This window comes from Pseudomonas fluorescens (assembly GCF_001902145.1).
In the GTDB taxonomy this organism is placed as follows: Bacteria; Pseudomonadota; Gammaproteobacteria; order Pseudomonadales; family Pseudomonadaceae; genus Aquipseudomonas; species Aquipseudomonas fluorescens_BV.
This window is the reverse complement of record NZ_MRST01000017.1, coordinates 195212-213665: the sequence shown is the minus strand read 5'-3', so window position 1 is coordinate 213665 and position 18454 is coordinate 195212. Positions and strand designations below refer to the sequence as shown.

16 protein-coding genes and 1 pseudogene are annotated in these 18454 nt (G+C 61.3%); 9 read left to right on the top strand and 8 right to left on the bottom strand.

Annotation, left to right across the window (positions count from 1 at the left end):
- Positions 1-705, bottom strand: a pseudogene (locus BUE92_RS05080) (LysR substrate-binding domain-containing protein); the annotation flags it as partial.
- A 94-nt stretch (positions 706-799) separates the two neighbouring features.
- On the opposite strand from BUE92_RS05080, the gene BUE92_RS05075 reads away from it, so the two are divergent.
- From BUE92_RS05075 to BUE92_RS05060, 4 genes are all read left to right on the top strand, one after another.
- Complete coding sequence (locus BUE92_RS05075) at positions 800-1984, top strand: MFS transporter (protein WP_073522293.1); 1185 nt, start codon at positions 800-802, stop codon at positions 1982-1984.
- Positions 1985-2043: 59 nt separating this feature from the next.
- The gene (locus BUE92_RS05070) at positions 2044-2526 is read left to right on the top strand and encodes a VOC family protein (RefSeq protein WP_073522292.1); all 483 of its coding nucleotides are present in this window, start codon (positions 2044-2046) and stop codon (positions 2524-2526) included.
- A gap of 262 nt (positions 2527-2788) precedes the next feature.
- Positions 2789-4165, top strand: a complete 1377-nt coding sequence (locus tag BUE92_RS05065) for a pyridoxal-phosphate dependent enzyme (RefSeq protein ID WP_073522291.1) — start codon at positions 2789-2791, stop codon at positions 4163-4165.
- Positions 4162-5328 carry a cystathionine gamma-synthase gene (locus tag BUE92_RS05060; protein WP_073522290.1) on the top strand — a complete coding sequence of 389 codons (1167 nt, stop codon included), beginning with the start codon at positions 4162-4164 and terminating at the stop codon, positions 5326-5328. The genes BUE92_RS05065 and BUE92_RS05060 overlap by 4 nt, the downstream gene beginning before the upstream one ends.
- Before the next feature lie 122 nt (positions 5329-5450).
- Here the strand turns inward: BUE92_RS05060 and BUE92_RS05050 are convergent, their stop codons facing one another.
- Positions 5451-7649 (bottom strand): OsmC domain/YcaO domain-containing protein, encoded by a 2199-nt coding sequence (locus BUE92_RS05050; RefSeq protein WP_073522286.1) that lies wholly within the window; start codon positions 7647-7649, stop codon positions 5451-5453.
- Between the two features lie 252 nt (positions 7650-7901).
- On the opposite strand from BUE92_RS05050, the gene BUE92_RS05040 reads away from it, so the two are divergent.
- Entirely contained in the window at positions 7902-8465 is a 564-nt protein-coding gene (locus BUE92_RS05040) for a cysteine hydrolase family protein (RefSeq protein ID WP_073522282.1), read from the top strand.
- 58 nt (positions 8466-8523) lie between these two features.
- On the opposite strand, the gene BUE92_RS05035 is transcribed toward BUE92_RS05040, so the two are convergent.
- Complete coding sequence (locus tag BUE92_RS05035) at positions 8524-8973, bottom strand: NUDIX hydrolase (protein WP_073522281.1); 450 nt, start codon at positions 8971-8973, stop codon at positions 8524-8526.
- On the bottom strand, positions 8966-9763 hold the full coding sequence (locus BUE92_RS05030) for a nucleotidyltransferase domain-containing protein (protein ID WP_073522280.1): 798 nt from the start codon (positions 9761-9763) through the stop codon (positions 8966-8968). The genes BUE92_RS05035 and BUE92_RS05030 overlap by 8 nt, the downstream gene beginning before the upstream one ends.
- Before the next feature lie 195 nt (positions 9764-9958).
- Between BUE92_RS05030 and BUE92_RS05025 the strand changes: the two genes are divergently transcribed.
- Positions 9959-10384, top strand: a complete 426-nt coding sequence (locus tag BUE92_RS05025; RefSeq protein ID WP_073522279.1) for a DUF2231 domain-containing protein — start codon at positions 9959-9961, stop codon at positions 10382-10384.
- Positions 10381-11673: a PQQ-dependent sugar dehydrogenase gene (locus BUE92_RS05020; RefSeq protein WP_073522278.1), complete on the top strand. Its 1293-nt coding sequence runs from the start codon at positions 10381-10383 to the stop codon at positions 11671-11673. Before BUE92_RS05025 ends, BUE92_RS05020 begins: the two co-directional genes overlap by 4 nt.
- Positions 11674-11703: 30 nt before the next feature.
- On the opposite strand, the gene BUE92_RS05015 is transcribed toward BUE92_RS05020, so the two are convergent.
- The gene (locus BUE92_RS05015) at positions 11704-12612 is read right to left on the bottom strand and encodes a LysR substrate-binding domain-containing protein (RefSeq protein ID WP_073522277.1); all 909 of its coding nucleotides are present in this window, start codon (positions 12610-12612) and stop codon (positions 11704-11706) included.
- Between the two features lie 92 nt (positions 12613-12704).
- On the opposite strand from BUE92_RS05015, the gene BUE92_RS05010 reads away from it, so the two are divergent.
- On the top strand, positions 12705-13643 hold the full coding sequence (locus BUE92_RS05010) for a DMT family transporter (protein ID WP_073522276.1): 939 nt from the start codon (positions 12705-12707) through the stop codon (positions 13641-13643).
- Here BUE92_RS05010 and BUE92_RS05005 read toward each other — a convergent pair.
- On the bottom strand, positions 13630-15033 hold the full coding sequence (locus BUE92_RS05005; RefSeq protein ID WP_073522275.1) for an MFS transporter: 1404 nt from the start codon (positions 15031-15033) through the stop codon (positions 13630-13632). The two genes, BUE92_RS05010 and BUE92_RS05005, sit on opposite strands and share 14 nt — an antisense overlap.
- Positions 15034-15176: 143 nt before the next feature.
- Positions 15177-15707 carry a GNAT family N-acetyltransferase gene (locus BUE92_RS05000; protein ID WP_073522273.1) on the bottom strand — a complete coding sequence of 177 codons (531 nt, stop codon included), beginning with the start codon at positions 15705-15707 and terminating at the stop codon, positions 15177-15179.
- A 326-nt stretch (positions 15708-16033) separates the two neighbouring features.
- Between BUE92_RS05000 and proP the strand changes: the two genes are divergently transcribed.
- On the top strand, positions 16034-17536 hold the full coding sequence (gene proP, locus BUE92_RS04995) for a glycine betaine/L-proline transporter ProP (protein ID WP_073522271.1): 1503 nt from the start codon (positions 16034-16036) through the stop codon (positions 17534-17536).
- Between the two features lie 91 nt (positions 17537-17627).
- Here proP and BUE92_RS04990 read toward each other — a convergent pair whose 3' ends face one another.
- Positions 17628-18449, bottom strand: a complete 822-nt coding sequence (locus BUE92_RS04990; RefSeq protein ID WP_073522269.1) for an AraC family transcriptional regulator — start codon at positions 18447-18449, stop codon at positions 17628-17630.
- Positions 18450-18454 lie beyond the last annotated feature (5 nt).

The window sequence follows — 18454 nt, the reverse complement described above, 5'->3', positions numbered from 1 at the left end:
CTACAGCTTCGCCAACTGCGCCAATGCCTCACCGCTATTCCCTTCAATCGTCCCCGCCACTTTCAGCGAAAACTCCCGCCCCTCCACCCGAAACGGCCAATCCGGCGCCGCTCTACGGAAGTTGAAGCGCAGGCAGTTGTGTTGCAGTAAATCCTGCGGCGTCACGGGGGTGCCATGCCGTGCCAGGTACTCCGGTGAAGCAACGATAACCTGCCCGGTAGAGCCGATAAGGCGAGCAGTCAGGGGGCTGTCGGCGAGGGGGCCGAAGCGGATGGCAACGTCGGCTTGGCCGCCGAGGATGTCCACGACTTCATCGCCGAGCATCAGGTCGACGACGATGGCGGGATAGCGGGCGCTGAAGGCGGCGATCAGGGGGACGATGGTCATGCGGCCGTGGGCCAGTGCGGCGCTGACGCGCAGGCGTCCGCGGGGCGCGCCCTGGTCGGTGATGGCATCTTCGACTTCGGCCATGTCTGCGAGGATGCGCCGGGCGCCGCGCAGGTAGGCTTCGCCTTCGGCGGTGAAGGTGATGGCGCGGGTGGTGCGCAGCAGCAGGCGGGTGCCTATGCGCTGTTCGGTGCGGGTGATGATGCGGCTGATGGCCGATGGGGTCAGCCCCAACGCCCTGGCCGCACCCGACAGGCTGCCGTGCTCGGCGACCATAGTGAAGACTTCCATCTCTCCCGACCGCCCGCCGATGTCCATTTGTGCCTCCTGCGCAAAGCTGTAGTTCCCAACCAAGGGCTACTGCTGCAAAAGGCAGGATTGTAGCATTTGGCTCACAGATGAGGAGTCACCCATGCGTATCAATCCCCCCCTTGTAGCATTGTCCGTCGGTGCCTTTGGCATCGGGGTCACAGAGTTTGCCCCTATGGGCATGTTGCCCGGTATCGCCGCTGATCTTGGCGTTTCCATCCCCGCTGCGGGGCTGTTGGTAAGCGCCTACGCCATGGGCGTGTTGATTGGCGCGCCGATCATGACCCTGGCGACGGCCAGGGTGCCCCGCCGTTATCTGCTGATTGGGCTGATGGCGATTTTTACCCTGGGTAATTTGCTGTCGGCGTTGGCCAGCAACTACCAGACATTGATGATCGCCAGGCTGGTGACGTCGCTCAATCACGGAGCGTTCTTTGGGATTGGCTCGATCGTGGCCGCAAGCCTGGTGGCGCCCGAGAAACGCGCGGGGGCTGTGGCGGCGATGTTCATGGGGCTGACCCTGGCAACCATTGGCGGCGTACCCCTGGCGACCTGGTTTGGCGAGAACTTTGGTTGGCGCACCGCGTTCTGGGGCATCAGTGGGCTTGGCGCAGTGGTGATGGCGGCGCTGTGGTGGGCATTGCCCAACGCTCCGGCGCCCAAGGGCGGCGGGCTGATGGCGGAAATTCGTGTGCTGGGCCGCGGGCCGGTGTTGGCCGCGTTGGCGCTGACTGTGGTGGGCTCCAGTGCGATGTTCACGGTGTTCACCTACATCGCGCCGATTCTGCGCGATGTCACTCACGCCTCCACCAACTTCGTCACCGGGATGCTGGTGCTGTTCGGCGTCGGGCTCACCCTGGGCAATGTGTGGGGTGGCAAGGCTGCGGACCGCTCGGTGGACCGTACTTTGATCATCTCGCTGGTGGTGTTGATTGCCGTGCTGTTGGCCTTCTCGGTCCTCATGCAATGGCCGCTGCCCGCTGCGTTGTCGATCCTGCTGTGGGGCGCTGCCAGTTTTGCCCTGGTGCCACCGTTGCAGATGCGGGTGATGGAGGCCGCCAAAGATGCGCCGAACCTGGCTTCGGCGATGAACATCGGTGCGTTCAATTTTGGTAATGCGATTGGTGCGGCGTTGGGGGGTGCGGTGATCAACGCCGGGCTGGGCTACCCGGCTATCTCCCTGGCAGGTGCGATCATGGCGGGCTTGGGCTTGCTGATGGTATTGGGGCTGAGCTGGCGTTCGCGGCGGGCCGATTCACGCTCTGGCCGTGAGGCGGTGCAAGCCTGAGTAGCGTTGCAGGTTGTTCGTCTAGACTTCATGCACCTTCCGCCCCAAGGAGCCTTGCGATGAACAACAAGAATACGATCTGCCTCTGGTACAACGGCGACGCCCATGAGGCGGCGACCTTCTACGCCAAAACCTTCCCTGACAGCGAAGTAAAGGCGGTGCACCGTGCGCCAGGCGACTTCCCGTCCGGCAAGCAGGGTGATGAGTTGACCGTGGAGTTCACCGTACTGGGTATCCCCTGCGTGGGCCTCAATGGCGGCCCCATGTTCAAGCACAGTGAGGCGTTTTCCTTTCAGGTGTCCACGGATAACCAGGAGGAAACCGACCGTTTGTGGCATGCCATCATCGACAACGGTGGGCAGGCGAGTGCTTGTGGTTGGTGCAAGGACAAGTGGGGGCTGTCGTGGCAGATCTCGCCGAGGGTGTTGGTCGATGCGATTACCAGTAAAGATCCTGCCGTCGCCAAGCGTGCGTTTGAAGCGATGATGACCATGACCAAAATCGACATCGCTGCCATCGAAGCCGCCATTGCCGGGAACTGAACTGTGGGAGCGCTCGAGCCTTAGCGAGGCCGCGATGGCGGTGGGTCAGGCAGCACAAATGCCAACAGCACCGCCGCCATCGCAGCGATGCGGCGACCCGACAAGCCAGCTCCCACACTTGGATCGCGCGCCCTCCCCCATGCGGCAAAAAAGTCATACAACGGACGCCCGGTTGCGACACCGTCAATACCGGCCTATGTTCCAAGCCATGCTTTTTTTTGCTGTCCCCCGCCCTGCGCCCATCCCGTAACCAGGAGACGACATGCCCACGCCTTCCCGTCCTGCTGTACTCGAACTGATCGGCAACACCCCGCTGGTCAAGGTCAGCCGCTTCGATACCGGCCCCTGCACGCTGTTTCTCAAGCTGGAATCGCAAAACCCCGGCGGTTCCATCAAGGACCGCATCGGCCTGGCGATGATCGACGCCGCTGAACGCGACGGTCGCTTGCGCCCTGGCGGTACCATCATTGAAGCCACCGCCGGCAATACCGGCCTGGGCCTGGCGCTGGTGGGCCGGGCCAAGGGGTACCGGGTGGTGTTGGTGGTGCCCGACAAGATGTCCACGGAAAAGGTGCTGCACCTCAAGGCCATGGGCGCCGAGGTGCATATCACCCGCTCCGATGTGGGCAAGGGCCATTCCGAGTATTACCAGGACGTGGCGGCACGTTTGGCCAAGGATATTCCAGGCTCGTTCTTCGCTGACCAGTTCAATAACCCGGCCAACCCCTTGGCCCACGAGACCAGCACCGCGCCGGAGATCTGGGCGCAAACCCAGCACGATGTAGACGCGATTGTGGTGGGCGTCGGCTCGGCGGGCACCCTCACCGGTTTGACGCGTTTCTTCAAGCGCGTGCAACCCGAGCTGGCCATGGTGCTGGCCGACCCGGTCGGTTCGGTGATGGCCGAATACAGCCGCAGCGGCACGCTGGAAACCCCCGGTTCCTGGGCGGTGGAAGGCATCGGCGAAGACTTCATTCCCTCGATCGCCGACCTGTCCAGCGTGCGCCACGCCTACTCCATCAGCGACGCCGACAGCTTCGACCACGCCCGCCAGTTGCTCAAGGCCGAAGGTATCCTCGGCGGCTCATCCACCGGCACCCTGCTCGCCGCTGCCTTGCGCTACTGCCGCGAGCAAACCGAGCCCAAGCGCGTGGTCACCTTCGTCTGCGACACCGGTACGCGCTACCTGTCCAAGGTTTACAACGACCAGTGGATGAACGACGCGGGCCTGTTGCAGTACAAGCACTACGGCGACCTGCGCGACCTGATCGCGCGCCGCTTCGAAGACGGCCGCGTGATCAGCGTGAGCCCAGGCGACACCCTGCTCACCGCCTTCCAGCGCATGCGCCTGGCGGATGTGTCGCAACTGCCGGTGCTGGTCGATGGCCAGACCCTGGTTGGCGTGATCGACGAGTCCGACATCCTGCTGGGCCTGCACCACGACGCCGCGGATTTTTCCATGACCGTCGCCAGCGCCATGACCGACACCTTGCACACCCTGGCCCCCAGCGCCAGCCTGGCCGAACTGCAGGCCGAGCTGGATCGCGGCCTGGTCGCGATCATTGCCGACGCCTCAGGCTTCCATGGCCTGATCACCCGCGTCGACCTGCTTAACCACCTACGGAGATCCCTTGCATGAGCCAGCCCGATAACAGCGCGTTTGCCACCCGTGTGATCCACGCCGGGCAGTCACCCGACCCGACCACGGGCGCGCTGATGCCGCCGATCTACGCCAACTCCACCTACCTGCAAGACAGCCCCGGCGTGCACAAGGGCTTTGACTATGGCCGCTCCCATAACCCCACGCGCTTTGCCCTGGAACGCTGCGTGGCCGACCTTGAAGGCGGCAGCCAGGCGTTTGCATTTGCCTCGGGGCTGGCGGCGATCTCCACCGTGCTGGAACTGCTGGATGCGGGCGCGCATATCGTCTCGGGCAATGACCTGTACGGCGGCACGTTCCGCCTGTTCGACAAGGTGCGCCAGCGCAGTGCCGGGCACCGCTTCAGCTATGTCGACCTCAGCGACTTGTCGGCGTTTGAAGCGTCATTGCAGGACGACACGCGCATGGTCTGGGTCGAAACCCCAAGCAACCCGCTGCTGAGCCTGACCGACCTGCGCGCCGTCGCCCGCATCTGCCGTGCCCGCGGGATTATCTGCGTGGCCGACAACACCTTTGCCAGCCCCTGGATCCAGCGTCCGCTGGAGTTGGGCTTCGACATCGTGGTGCACTCCACCACCAAATACCTCAATGGGCATTCTGATGTGATCGGTGGTATCGCTGTTGTTGGCGACAACGCTGAATTGGCCGAACGCCTGGGCTTTCTGCAAAACTCCATCGGCGCCATCGCCGGGCCGTTCGATGCCTTCCTGACCCTGCGTGGGGTAAAAACCCTGGCGCTGCGCATGGAGCGCCATTGCAGCAATGCCCTGGACCTGGCCACCTGGCTGGAACAACAGCCACAAGTGTCACGGGTTCACTACCCAGGCTTGCAATCCCACCCACAGCACGACCTGGCGAAACAGCAGATGCGCGGGTTCGGCGGGATGATTTCAGTGGACTTGAACAGCGACCTGGCCGGCGCGACGCGCTTTCTGGAAAACGTGAAGATCTTCGCCCTGGCCGAGAGCCTGGGGGGCGTGGAAAGCCTGATCGAGCATCCGGCGATCATGACCCATGCCAGCATCCCGGCGGCGACTCGGGCGCAATTGGGGATTGGCGATGGGCTGGTGCGCTTGTCGGTAGGGGTTGAGGATGTGGAGGATTTGCGCGCCGATCTGGCGCAAGCCTTGGCCCACATATAACGCCGACATACCTGTAGGAGCGAGCTTGCTCGCGAAGAACGCAAAGACAACACGGACATCCAGACAGCCCGCGTTATCGTTGACGTTTTTCGCGAGCAAGCTCGCTCCTACAGAGGTCAGCCTCAACCTCGGGTGATATTGGCCCGCGCCGCATGCAGCTTCTTGTAGCTGTCAATCAAGCGCAAATGCCGGTCCAGGCCTTCCAGCTTCATGCTGGTCGGCGTCAGCCCATAAAAGCGCACACTGCCGTCGACCGAACCGATCACCGCGTCCATGCGCTCATTGCCGAACATGCGCCGGAAGTTGGCCTCGTAGTCAGCCAGTGCCAGGTCGTCATCCAACTCCATCTCCAGCACCGCGTTCATCGCCTGGTAGAACAACCCACGCTCAACCGTGTTGTCGTTGTACTGCAGGAACATCTCCACGCACTCCTTGGCCTCTTCATACTGCTGCAAGGCCAGGAAGATCAGCAGCTTGAGTTCCAGGATGGTCAGTTGGCCCCACGCCGTGTTGTCGTCGAACTCAATGCCAATCAACGTAGTGATATCGGTGTAGTCGTCCAGCTCGCTTTCTATCAGGCGCTCTACCAACGCCTGCAGTTCCTCCTCGCTGAGGCGGTGCAGGTTGAGGATGTCTTCGCGGAAAAACAGCGCCTTGTTGGTGTTGTCCCAGATCAGGTCATCCACCGGGTAGATTTCCGAGTAGTCCGGCACCAGGATGCGGCAGGCGGTAGCGCCCAAGTGCTCATACACCGCCATGTACGACTCTTTGCCCATGCCTTCGAGGATGCCGAACAGCGTGGCGGCCTCCTGGGCGTTGGAATCTTCGCCCTGGCCGGAGAAGTCCCACTCGACGAATTCATAATCCGACTGGGCACTGAAGAAGCGCCACGACACTACGCCGCTGGAATCGATAAAGTGCTCGACGAAGTTGTTCGGCTCGGTGACTGCCTGGCCTTCGAAGGTCGGCTGCGGCAGGTCGTTCAAGCCTTCGAAACTACGGCCTTGCAGCAGCTCGGTGAGGCTGCGTTCCAGCGCCACTTCCAGGCTGGGGTGCGCGCCGAACGAAGCGAACACGCCGCCGGTGCGCGGGTTCATCAAGGTCACGCACATCACCGGGAACTCACCGCCCAGGGACGCGTCCTTGACCAGCACCGGAAAGCCCTGGGCTTCCAGGCCTTCGATGCCCGCCAGGATCCCGGGGTACTTGGCCAGCACTTCGGCGGGAACGTCCGGCAACGCAAATTCGCCTTCGATGATTTCGCGCTTCACCGCCCGCTCGAAAATCTCCGACAGGCACTGCACCTGGGCCTCGGCCAGGGTGTTGCCGGCGCTCATGCCGTTGCTCAGGTAGAGATTTTCGATCAGGTTGGACGGAAAATACACCACCTCGCCATCGGACTGACGCACGAACGGCAGCGAGACAATGCCGCGGGCTTCGTTGCCGGAGTTGGTGTCGAACAGGTGCGAGCCGCGCAGCTCGCCCTCGCGGTTGTAGACTTTCAGGCAATAGGCATCGAGGATTTCACTCGGCAGCTCATCGTTGGGGCCCGGCTGGAACCAACGCTCGTCCGGGTAATGCACGAACGGCGCGTTGGCCAGGTCCTCGCCCCAGAACTGGTCGTTGTAGAAGAAGTTGCAGTTCAGGCGCTCGATGAACTCACCCAGCGCCGACGCCAGCGCGCCTTCTTTCGTCGCGCCTTTGCCGTTGGTAAAGCACATCGGTGAATGGGCGTCGCGGATATGCAGCGACCACACGTTGGGCACGATATTGCGCCACGAGGCGATCTCGATCTTCATGCCCAGGCCCGCGAGAATCGCCGACATGTTGGCGATGGTCTGCTCCAGCGGCAGGTCCTTGCCGGCAATGTAGGTGCCCGCTGCGGACGTGGAGTTGGGCATCAACAGCGCCTGGGCATCGGCGTCGAGGTTGTCGACTTCCTCAATCACGAATTCCGGCCCGGCCTGCACCACTTTCTTCACGGTGCAGCGGTCGATGGAGCGCAGGATGCCTTGGCGGTCCTTGTCGGAAATGTCTGCGGGCAATTCGACCTGGATCTTGAAAATCTGGTTATAGCGGTTTTCCGGGTCGACGATGTTGTTCTGCGACAGGCGAATATTCTCGGTGGGAATATTGCGCGTCTGGCAGTACAACTTCACAAAGTACGCCGCACACAACGCCGACGAAGCCAGGAAGTAGTCGAATGGCCCCGGTGCCGACCCATCGCCCTTGTAGCGGATGGGCTGGTCGGCAATGACCGTGAAGTCATCGAACTTGGCTTCAAGCCGAAGGTTGTCGAGAAAGTTGACCTTAATTTCCATGCGGGCACACCAGAATAACGAGCTAAACAAATTGGCCGCCATTATGAAGCGTTTCGCCGGGAAGTCTCAGGGTTTTGCGTATGGGCTGCCGATCGGTGCTAACGTCCAACCTGTGGGAGCGGGCTTGCTCGCGAATGCATGCTGTCAGTTGATAAATGAGTCACTGATAGACCGCATTCGCGAGCAAGCCCGCTCCCACATTTTCACCGCATTGCGCCAGTTAGATAATGTTCACCTCTGCCAGGACAGGCCATGGAACCGATAGCGACGAACGCCGCATTGTTGATCATCGATATGCAAAAAGGCATGGCCGATCCCACACTAGGCCGCCGCAACAACCCGAACGCCGAGCTGCGCATACAGCAATTGCTCAATGCCTGGCGCCAGGCGCAACGCCCGATCATTCATGTGCGGCATATCTCCCGCTCTGCCGCTTCGGTGTTCCGGCCAGGCCAGCCCGGCTGTGAGTTCCAGGATGCGCTGCACCCCCTGGCCCACGAGCATGTGGTGGAAAAAAACGTACCGGATGCATTCAGCGCCACGGGCCTGGAGCGCTGGCTGCACCTGCGCTCGATCCAGCAGTTGGTGATCGTCGGGGTCATCACCAACAACTCAGTGGAATCCACCGCACGCTCGGGCGGCAACCTGGGGTTCGACGTGATCGTGGCGGCGGATGCGTGTTTTACCTTCGATCAAACCGACTTGTCGGGGCGCCTGTGGGTCGCAGAAGATGTGCATGCGTTGTCGCTCAGTAACTTGGCGATGGACTATGCAAGGGTGTTCCAGACGAGCGAAATCCTGGCCAGTCATCAATAAAAAAGGCAGACCTGCATCAGGCAAACGCACGGTGACGGCCGCTTGCAGGCCTGAACGGTTAAAACACCCCGGCATCCTGCAGCATTTGCGGCAACGCCTGCGGCCATACCGTATCGCTCGTCGCGCGCAGCGCCTGTGCCGACCACCAGCGATGATCCGCCATCACCTGGGTCTCCTGTACCGTCCACTCGGCCCTGGATAACGCATCGCTGGGCGCATGCACAACGAAGTACCGCTCAACCGCCAGCACCGTTTCGCCGCAGGGCAGCATCAAGGTCACGTTGCGCTCTGCTACACATTCCCCGACGCTGCTCACCGTGATCCCAGTCTCTTCGCGCAACTCACGAATCGCAGCGCTGTGAAAGGTCTCCCCTGCCTCCACGCCACCGCCGGGCGTGGCCCAGTAATCCTGGCCGGCCAGGGCGCCGTCGTTATGCACGAAGCGAAACAGCAACACTTGCTGTGCAGGGTTTATGACCAGTAATCGTGCGGCTTTGCGTTCACGCATCTGATTGATTCCTTTCTATAAGGGCCGAAACCATCCAGCTCAGAAACGCCCGTAGGCGTGTAGTGAATGCCTCGCCCTCGGCGCTCGGGTTGCGCGCTTCAAACAGGAAGTAGGCGATTTGCACGCGCATGTTCGGGTAAAGCTGACAAAACAGCCCGACGTAGTCTTCCAGGGTTTGCGGCCAGAGTTGCGCGTCTTCCGTCCGCAGGGTGTGGGTGGCGCGGATCAAGGCCCGCGACGCTTCCCGCTGTAGGCGATGGCGTGCGTGCTCAGTGCCGGCCTGTTCGATGCGCACCAGGTACGCCGCGAGCACCTGTTCAAAATCGCCATTGACGGCCAAGGTGATGGCACGGGACGGGCGAAACGCTTCGAAGTGCAGTGACAGGTCTTCGCCCCAGATACAGCGGCAATGATGTTTGAGCCAGAAGCCCCAACTGTTTCGGTTCTCGGGCGCCAACACCTGGGCGCGGTGGCCGATATCGAAGTCGATCTTGGTGACGTGCGGATGCCGGTGCTCCAAGGCGAGTCGGGTCGACTCCAACTGCTCAAGCACTAGCGTATCCGGTGGTTCGATCAATATGAGCGAAAGGTCAAGGTCAGAAATCCCGACCTCGCCCTCGCCCCTTGCAACGCTGCCATACAGATAAATACCCTCCAGACCGAACTGCGCCTGGGACAGAGTTGCGCAGACATCCGTCAGCACGGGCTGGAACTCGGGCTGTATAGGCGCATCGGCGACGGTGAGGATATAGCCGTCGGCATCGATGCCCGCGGGTTGTAGGGTGGGCATAAAGCATTTCCTAATGTCGAGCGCGGGAGGATGCGTCATGTCGCAACCGTCGTAAACACATCAACTGAATCCTGTTGGAAAAACATCTCGACACGCCCTTCCAGTGAACTTTCTTACAAGTGACAGGCTCCTTTCCTATGCGAAGTCAGCGCGCCCTGAGTCCAGGGTGCCCAACGATAAGGAGCCGCCACCGACATGACTACCCTCCCCACTTACCCCGTCGTCAGGCCTGGGCCGTTGCACGGGACTTTGCTTGCCGGCACCGTGCCGTTGTTTCTCGGGGCCTTGCTCAGTGATATCGCCTACGGCCAGACCTACCAGATTCAATGGGCCAATTTTGCCTCCTGGCTGATCGCCGGGGCGCTGGTGTTCTGTGGTTTTGCCCTGCTGTTTGCACTGGTCAACCTGGTGCGCGCCGAACACAAGGGCGGACGCCCGGTGGCGTACTTCCTGCTGGTGCTGGGCACTTGGGTGCTGGGGCTGGTGAACGCCTTTCAACATGCCAAGGATGCCTACGCCATGATGCCTGCTGGCCTGGTGCTGTCGGCGATCGTCACCGTGCTGGCGCTTGTCGCGACCTGGATCGGCTTGACCAACCTGCGCTCAGGAGCTGCCCGATGAAACCACTCAACACACTGACCCTGCTCAGCGCCGCCCTGTTGCTGAGTGCCTGTGGCGGCGAAGGTGACAAGACCCAGGCGCGCGGCCCTGACCCCAAGCTGCCCGAACAACAAAGCAGCCTGTTGCCGAGCATGAAGATTGCCGAGCCCACGCCGTGGGGCGATCAAAAGCCCAAGGTACCCGAAGGCTACAGCGTCACCGCCATCGCCACCGACCTTGCGATCCCGCGCCAGACCCTGGTGCTGCCCAACGGCGATATCCTGGTGGCCGAAGGCCGTGGCGGCAGTGCGGCCAAGCTCAAGCCCAAGGACGTGATCGCCAGTGTGATCAAGGCCCAGGGCAACACCAAGGTCAAGGGCGGCAACCGCATTACGCTGCTGCGTGACGCCGACGGTGACGGCACCTATGAACTCAAGACGGTATTCGCCGACAACCTCAACGCCCCCTACGGGCTGGCATTCGCCGACGGCAAACTGTATGTGGCCAACCAGGACGCACTGGTACGCTTTGACTACGCCGACGGCCAGACCAAGGCCAGCGCCCCGCCCGTCAAAGTCACCGACCTGCCGGCGCAGATCAACCATCACTGGACCAAGTCATTGGCTGTGAGTGAGGACGGGCGTCATCTGTATGTGGGCATCGGTTCCAACAGCAACGTCACCGAACGCGGCATGGAAGTGGAGATCGACCGCGCTATGGTCTGGCAGATCGATGCCGCCACCGGTGCACACAAACCCTACGCCACGGGCCTGCGCAACCCGACGGCGCTGACCATCCAACCGGGCTCCGGGCAACTGTGGACAGTGGTCAACGAGCGCGATGAACTCGGCCCCGACCTGGTGCCGGACTACCTGACGTCCGTGCGCGAAGGGGCCTTCTACGGCTGGCCCTACAGCTACTGGGGCCAGAACGTCGACCCCCGCGCACAACCGCAGAACCCGGCCAAGGTGGCTGCGGCGATCAAGCCCGATTACAGCCTGGGCTCCCATGTGGCCGCGTTGGGCGTGGATTTTTCCATCCCTGCCATGGGTGAAAAATTCGCTGACGGCGCGTTTGTCGGCGAGCACGGCAGTTGGAACCGTGACAACCCAGTGGGCTACAAAGTGATCTTCGTACCGTTCAGCAACGGCAAGCCGGCGGGCGAACCCATCGACTTTGCCACCGGCTTTCGCGACGACGACGGCAAGACCCGTGGGCGTCCGGTGGGGGTGACGGTAGACCCCAAGGGCGCGCTGATCATTGCCGACGACTTGGCCAATACTATTTGGCGCGTCACGCGTAACCAATAACCGCAGATGACAGGGGCAGCGACGCCCCTGTCAGCCGTCACTCTGCAATTGTGCGTCAAGCCAGGCCAACAACGCCGCGACCTCCTCCCGACTGCCCGCCCCTTGCTGCCTGTAGACCGAAATAGCCTCGGGCAAAAACACGCTTTCTGCGCAGGGCCGCACCAGCGCCCCACTCTCAATCAGCCGGCTTGCGGTACGACGCCACCCCATGGCGATACCGTATCCTTCCACGGCGGCCTGCAACATCAGCGGGTAGCTGTCGAAGGTGGCACTGCGTGCATCCCTGGCCAACGTGTGGCCGAACATCTGCAGCCACTCATCCCATTCCATCAAGTGCGGAGGCTCGGCGCTGTGGTGCAGAAATGTGCAGGGCTGTAATTCAGTCAGCGCTAACGGTTTTTCCGGGCAGAGGTAGCCGGGGCTGCACACCGGGAACACCTCGTCGGAGGCGGTGAACATCAGCGTATGGCTGCCACTGGCGCGCCGGGTACTTTGCAGGGCCACATCGAAATGCCCGTCGAATTGCGTAATCGGCCGCGTACAGGTCACCACCTGGATCTCGATCTGCGGGTATTGCTGGTGGAAGGTCGCCAGGCGCGGCATCAACCAATAGAACGCCTCGCATAGCTGGCACAGCAGTACCACGCGATTGCGCTGCGGCGATGTTCTCAGGCTGACCGCGCCTTCACTGATGCTGTGCAAGGCCTGGCTGACCACCCGCTCCAGCTCACGCCCTTCTTGCGTCAGGAACACCCCACGGTTGCGCCGACAAAACAGCTTGACCCCCAGGTTGTCTTCCAGCCCGCGGATCTGCCGACTGACCGCTGCCTGAGTGATGTGCAATTCATCGGCCGCCTTGGAGAAACTCTCCAGGCGCGCCGCCGCTTCAAACGGCAAGAGGCTGGCCAGAGGCGGTAAGGTTTTGCCAAGTGCATTCATAATCTGTGGTTATGCATCCAAGGCCGAAAACTCGTTTGTAGCATAGCCGCAGCGCTGGGCACCATGAATCCCTCACTTCATGGATCAGCCTGATGACCACCGCCCGCGCCTCACTCTTTACCGGTGTGATATTTGCCGTTGTCGCCACCCTGGGCTGGGCGCTGAACTTCATTGCGCCCTACGTCACGGGCGTCTACAGCCTCTACGACTTGATGGCCGTACGGTTTCTGATGGCCGGTGGGCTGGGTCTCGTCTGGATGATGGTGTGCAGGGCGCAATTGAGTGTACTCAGCACCGGCCAGTGCGTGCTCGCGGCAGCACTTGGCGCACTGGGTTGCCTGGGTTATGGCGTGTGCATTGCTGGCGGTGTGATGTTCGGCGGGCCGGTGCTGACGCCAGCGTTTGTCGGGATGGTTCCGGTGCTACTGGCGTTGATAGGCAACGCCAGTCACAAGATCCTGCAATGGCGCCAGTTGGTGATGCCGCTGTCCTGCCTCACGGTGGGGCTGTTGCTGGCCACGGTCAGCAGCCTCCACCTGCCCGCCTCCGGCACCGGGTCCTGGCTGGCGGGGTTGTGCTTCTCCCTGGGCGCAGTGGCTTTGTGGCTGGGGTTCAGCGTCATCAATCAAAAGCAACTGGGGCGCCTGCCAGCCAGCGCAACCGGCCTGTGGACTGCCCTGATGCTGGTAGGCGCAGGGGGCGCGGCTGTGTGTCTGCTGCCGTGGCTATACGCGCTGGGCTTGTTCCGGTTGCCGACCCTTGGCGCGGCTTGGAGCCAGGCATGGCCGCTGTATACCTGGAGCCTGGGCATCGCCGTAATGTCCACGGTGGTCGGCGCCTGGGCCTGGAACGCAGCAACGCGGCGCCTGCCCATGGTACTGAGCGGCCAATTGATTGCTCTGGAATCAATCTTCGCCAGCCTGCTCGGCCTAGGCTTTCACCAGCGCTGGCCGACACCACTGGAAGCCGTGGGCTTGGCTGCCGTGCTCGTAGGCGTGGTCATGGCGGTTCGTATCGTTACAGATCAGTGATTTCCTTGTGGCGCGGCACCAGCGTCTTCATCACGCTCCAGGCCACCAGGTAAGCCAGGGCGCAGATGGCAAACATGATCATGTAGCCGGTATGGATGTCGTTGATGGACTTGTAATAGTCGAACACCCAGCCACCGATCTTGGTCATGAGCACGCCACCCAGGCCACCGGCCATGCCGCCAATGCCGACCACCGAGGCCACGGTTTTCTGCGGGAACATATCGGACACGGTGGTGAAAATGTTGCATGACCACGCCTGGTGTGCCGAAGCGCCCACACCGATCAGCAACACCGGCACCCAGAAGCTGAGGTAACCCAACGGCTGCGCCAGCAACACCACCAGCGGGAACAGCGCAATCACCAGCATGGCTTTCATACGCCCGTCATAGGGGGCATCGCCGCGCGCCATGAAGTAGCTGGGGAACCAGCCGCCGCCAATACTGCCGACCATGGTCATGCTGTACAGCACCGCCAGCGGCATCACGATATCGGCGCCTTTCATGCCGTATTGGGCAGACAGGTAGGTGGGCAGCCAGAACAGGAAAAACCACCACACCCCGTCGGTCATGAACTTGCCGAAGGCAAACGCCCAGGTCTGGCGGTAGGTCAACAGCTTGAACCAGGAGACTTTCTTCGCAGCGGTGTCCGCTGGCACTGGGCCGAACGGTTGTACGGTCTGGTCGCTGCGGATGTAGGCCAGCTCTTCAGGTGACAGGCGTTTTTGCTGTTCCGGTTTTTCGTACACGGTAGCCCAGATGGCTACCCATACAAATCCCAGCATGCCGATGACTATAAAAGCGGCTTCCCACCCCCACAAGCCGGCAATCAAGGGGACGCAGATCGGCGCCAGGATCGCGCCGACATTGGCCCCGGAGTTGAAGATGCCGGTGGCCAGGGAGCGTTCTTTCTTGGGGAAATATTCGGCAGTGGCCTTGATCGCAATCGGGAAGTTACCCGCTTCGCCAATCGCCAACACCGCCCGTGAGAGCATGAAACCGGCAATCGACACCGGGATCACCGCCAGGCCAATGGCACCACTGACGGCTGCGATGCCCTCGCCCATCGGCACCGAAAACGCATGCATGATCGCGCCAGTGGACCAGATACCAATTGCTACCACATAGGCGGCCTTGGTGCCGATCCTGTCGACGAAGCGCCCGGCAAACAGCATGGAAATGGCGTAGACAAACTGGAACACCGCCGCGATGTTGGCGTAATCGCTGTTGCTCCAGCCAAACTGCGTTGACAGTTGCGGTGCCAACAGGCTGAGCACCTGGCGGTCGAGGTAATTGACCGTGGTCGCGAAAAACAACATCGCGCAGATCGTCCAGCGATAGCTGCCGACCGCCTGGCCGACACGAAGGGCACTGATGGGCTCGTTCAGATTCATGGCATCACTTTTTATTTTTGTTAGGTAGGACACATGTAACGTCATATGTCATCGTACAACTGCAAGTTTTATATCGGGACACCCACGGGGTGTCAATCGCAAAGATTGCCGTTTATCTACGTTATATCTGAAATATGAAAATATCAGGGCTGTGCGGTTATAGGATGACAAACCCTGAGAACCGCGCTGGGCGCTTGGCCGGGTACATCGTCGAGCAGGCCAAAGCGTTGCATGCCGAGTTTCTCAAGTACGCGGATCGACGCGGCGTGATCGGGCCGCACCAGGCCGAAGACTTCCGGTAAAGATAGGGTGTCGAACGCCAGCGCCAGGGCGTCACGACCCAGCTCAGTGGCATACCCCTGCCCCCACGCCTCGACGGCCAGGCGATAACCAAGGTTGATGCGCCGCTGCGTCAGGTAGTCAAGTGGCGCAATGCCGCCAAAGCCGATGATGTGTTCGGGGGTCTCTTTGCGGGCAATCGCCCACCAGCCGTAGCCCTGGGAGGCCCATTGTTGCAGCCAGTGATCCAATAGCCGTTGTGCCGCACCCAGGTTGGGCAGCGGCCCGGCAGGATTGAACAAGTTGGTCTGTGGATCGCCGAAGATCGCGAACAATCGCTGAACGTCTGCAGGCCGTGGTTGGCGGTAGGTGAGGCGTGAATAGCTGCTTGGCATATGAATGACTTCCCTGTTTGCCTGACTGACAATGACAACCCCTGTGGGAGCGCACGAGCTTTAGCGAGGCCGCGATGGCGGTGGGTCAGGCAACACAAAATGCCAACAGTACCGCCGCCTTCGCAGCCTCGCCGCAGCTCGACAACTCCCACATTTGATCTGTTTTGCCGCTAGTTATGCATAGGCCTCGAAAACCGAACGTTTCATCCCATGTGAGAAAAAATACACAAAGCGGTGAATTATTTCGTGTCCACTTGTATCTGAACTGACAGAGCGGTGCCATCGTTGCGATGGCACCTCCCCTGTTCAGCTTTTGAGTGGCCCGCATGAAACTACGTAAAAAACGCGTCAAACCCATCGGATTGAAAGACATCACCATTGTCGACGACAGCAAGATGCGCAAGGCGATCACCGCCGCCGCACTTGGCAATGCCATGGAATGGTTCGACTTTGGCGTCTATGGCTTTGTCGCCTATGTGCTGGGCAAGGTGTTCTTTCCCGGCGCCTCCCCCAGCGTCCAGATGATCGCAGCGCTGGCCACCTTCTCCGTACCTTTCCTGATTCGCCCGCTGGGCGGCCTGTTCTTCGGCGCACTGGGCGATAAGTACGGGCGGCAAAAAGTCCTGGCCGCCACCATCGTGATCATGTCCTTGAGCACCTTTGCCATCGGCTTGATCCCCGGCTATGCCTCCATTGGCATCTGGGCCCCGATCCTGTTGCTGCTGTGCAAAATGGCCCAGGGTTTCTCGGTGGGCGGCGAGTACACCGGCGCGTCGATTTTCGTGGCTGAATACGCCCCGGACCGCAAGCGCGGCTTCCTTGGCAGCTGGCTGGACTTCGGCTCCATCGCCGGCTTCGTGCTCGGCGCGGGTGTGGTGGTGTTGATCTCCACCGTGCTCGGTGAAGCAGAATTCGAGGCCTGGGGCTGGCGCCTGCCGTTCTTCCTCGCCCTGCCCCTGGGCATCATCGGCCTGTACCTGCGCCACGCACTGGAAGAGACTCCAGCCTTTCAACAGCATGTCGACAAACTCGAGCAGGGTGACCGCGAAGGCTTGAGCCACGGCCCTAAAGTCTCGTTCAAGGAAATCGCCACCAAGCACTGGCGCAGCCTGCTGACCTGCATCGGTATCGTCGCGGCCACCAACGTGACCTACTACATGCTGCTCACCTACATGCCGAGCTACCTGTCCCACAACCTGCACTATGCCGAAAACAGCGGCGTGCTGATCATCATCGCGATCATGGTCGGCATGTTGTTCGTGCAGCCGTTCATTGGCTTTGTCAGCGACAAGATCGGCCGCAGGCCGTTCATCATCGCCGGCAGCATCGGCCTGCTGTTCCTGTCGATCCCGGCCTTCATGCTGATCACCAGCGGCAAGACCGGCCTGATTTTCAGTGGCCTGTTGATCCTGGCGGTGGTGCTGAACTTCTTTATCGGCGTGATGGCTTCGACCTTGCCGGCGATGTTCCCGACCCACCTGCGCTACAGCGCCCTGGCCAGCGCCTTCAACGTGTCGGTACTGATCGCCGGTGTCACGCCCACCGCTGTGGCCTGGCTGGTGGAGAGCACCAACAACCTGTACATGCCCGCCTATTACCTGATGGTGTTCGCGGTAGTCGGCCTGATCACGGGCCTGACCATGAAGGAAACCGCCAACAAGCCTCTGCGTGGCGCGGCTCCGGCGGCTTCCGACATGGAAGAAGCCAAGGAGCTGCTGCAGGAGCATCACGACAATATCGAGCAGAGAATCGAAGACATCGACGCCGAGATTGCCGCGCTGCAGAGCAAGCGGGAAAACCTGGTGCAGCAACACCCGCGCATCAATTAATAACCTGACTGTGCGTGGTCGCGGCCTGTGCCCGCTCCTGGAAGGCGTGACCCGGTCGAGGTGTCCACGCTGTCGTTGATGGCGAGCGGCGCTACTTGAAAAAATGACTCGGCGTTTTGCCAAACTGTTTCTTGAACATGCTGGTAAAAGCGCTGGGGCTTTCATAGCCCAACTCAAACGCCACATCGATGATCTTCTCCCCCACCGCAATGCGTTCCAGCGCCAGCAGCAGCCGCGCCTGCTGGCGCCATTGGCCGAAGGTCATGCCGGTTTCCTTGCGGAACAGGCGCTGGATGGTGGTTTGATCCAACCCCAACCGCGCACTCCAGTCGGCGACGGTGGAGCCATCACTCGGTTCATCCTGTAACGCCAGGCAAATCGGGCGCAGGCGCGGGTCGGCAGGCTGGGGCAGCGACAGCGGCAAGGCCGGCAGGATGGCCAGTTCGTCAAGAATCAGGTGCATGATCCGCGCGTCGCGTGAATCCTCGGCATACGGCGGCTTCAAGCTCACCGAGGCCTTGATCAGCTCACTCAGCAACGGCGAAACCGTCACTGTCTTGGGCTCGCAGGGCACGTTGGGAAAGCTGCCCGGGCGCACAAATACGCTGCGCATCTGCAGCGTACCCACGCAGCGCAGTGAGTGAACTTGACCGCAAGGCATCCAGAAGCCACGATTGGGCGGCACCGTCCATTGCCTCAAGGCCGAGTACACCACCATCACACCGCCGATGGCGTACAGCAGTTGGTGCTTGTTGTGGCTGTGTTCGGGGATCACCCAGTTTTCGGGGTAATCGGTGGCCGAGCTGATGACGGCCCAGTCGCCCTCATCGATTTCTCGCAGAAATTTATCCAGTGATTTGATCATTTCGCCCTTTTTGCGATGGTTTCTGCCCGAATTGCGCGAGACAGGCATTGGCG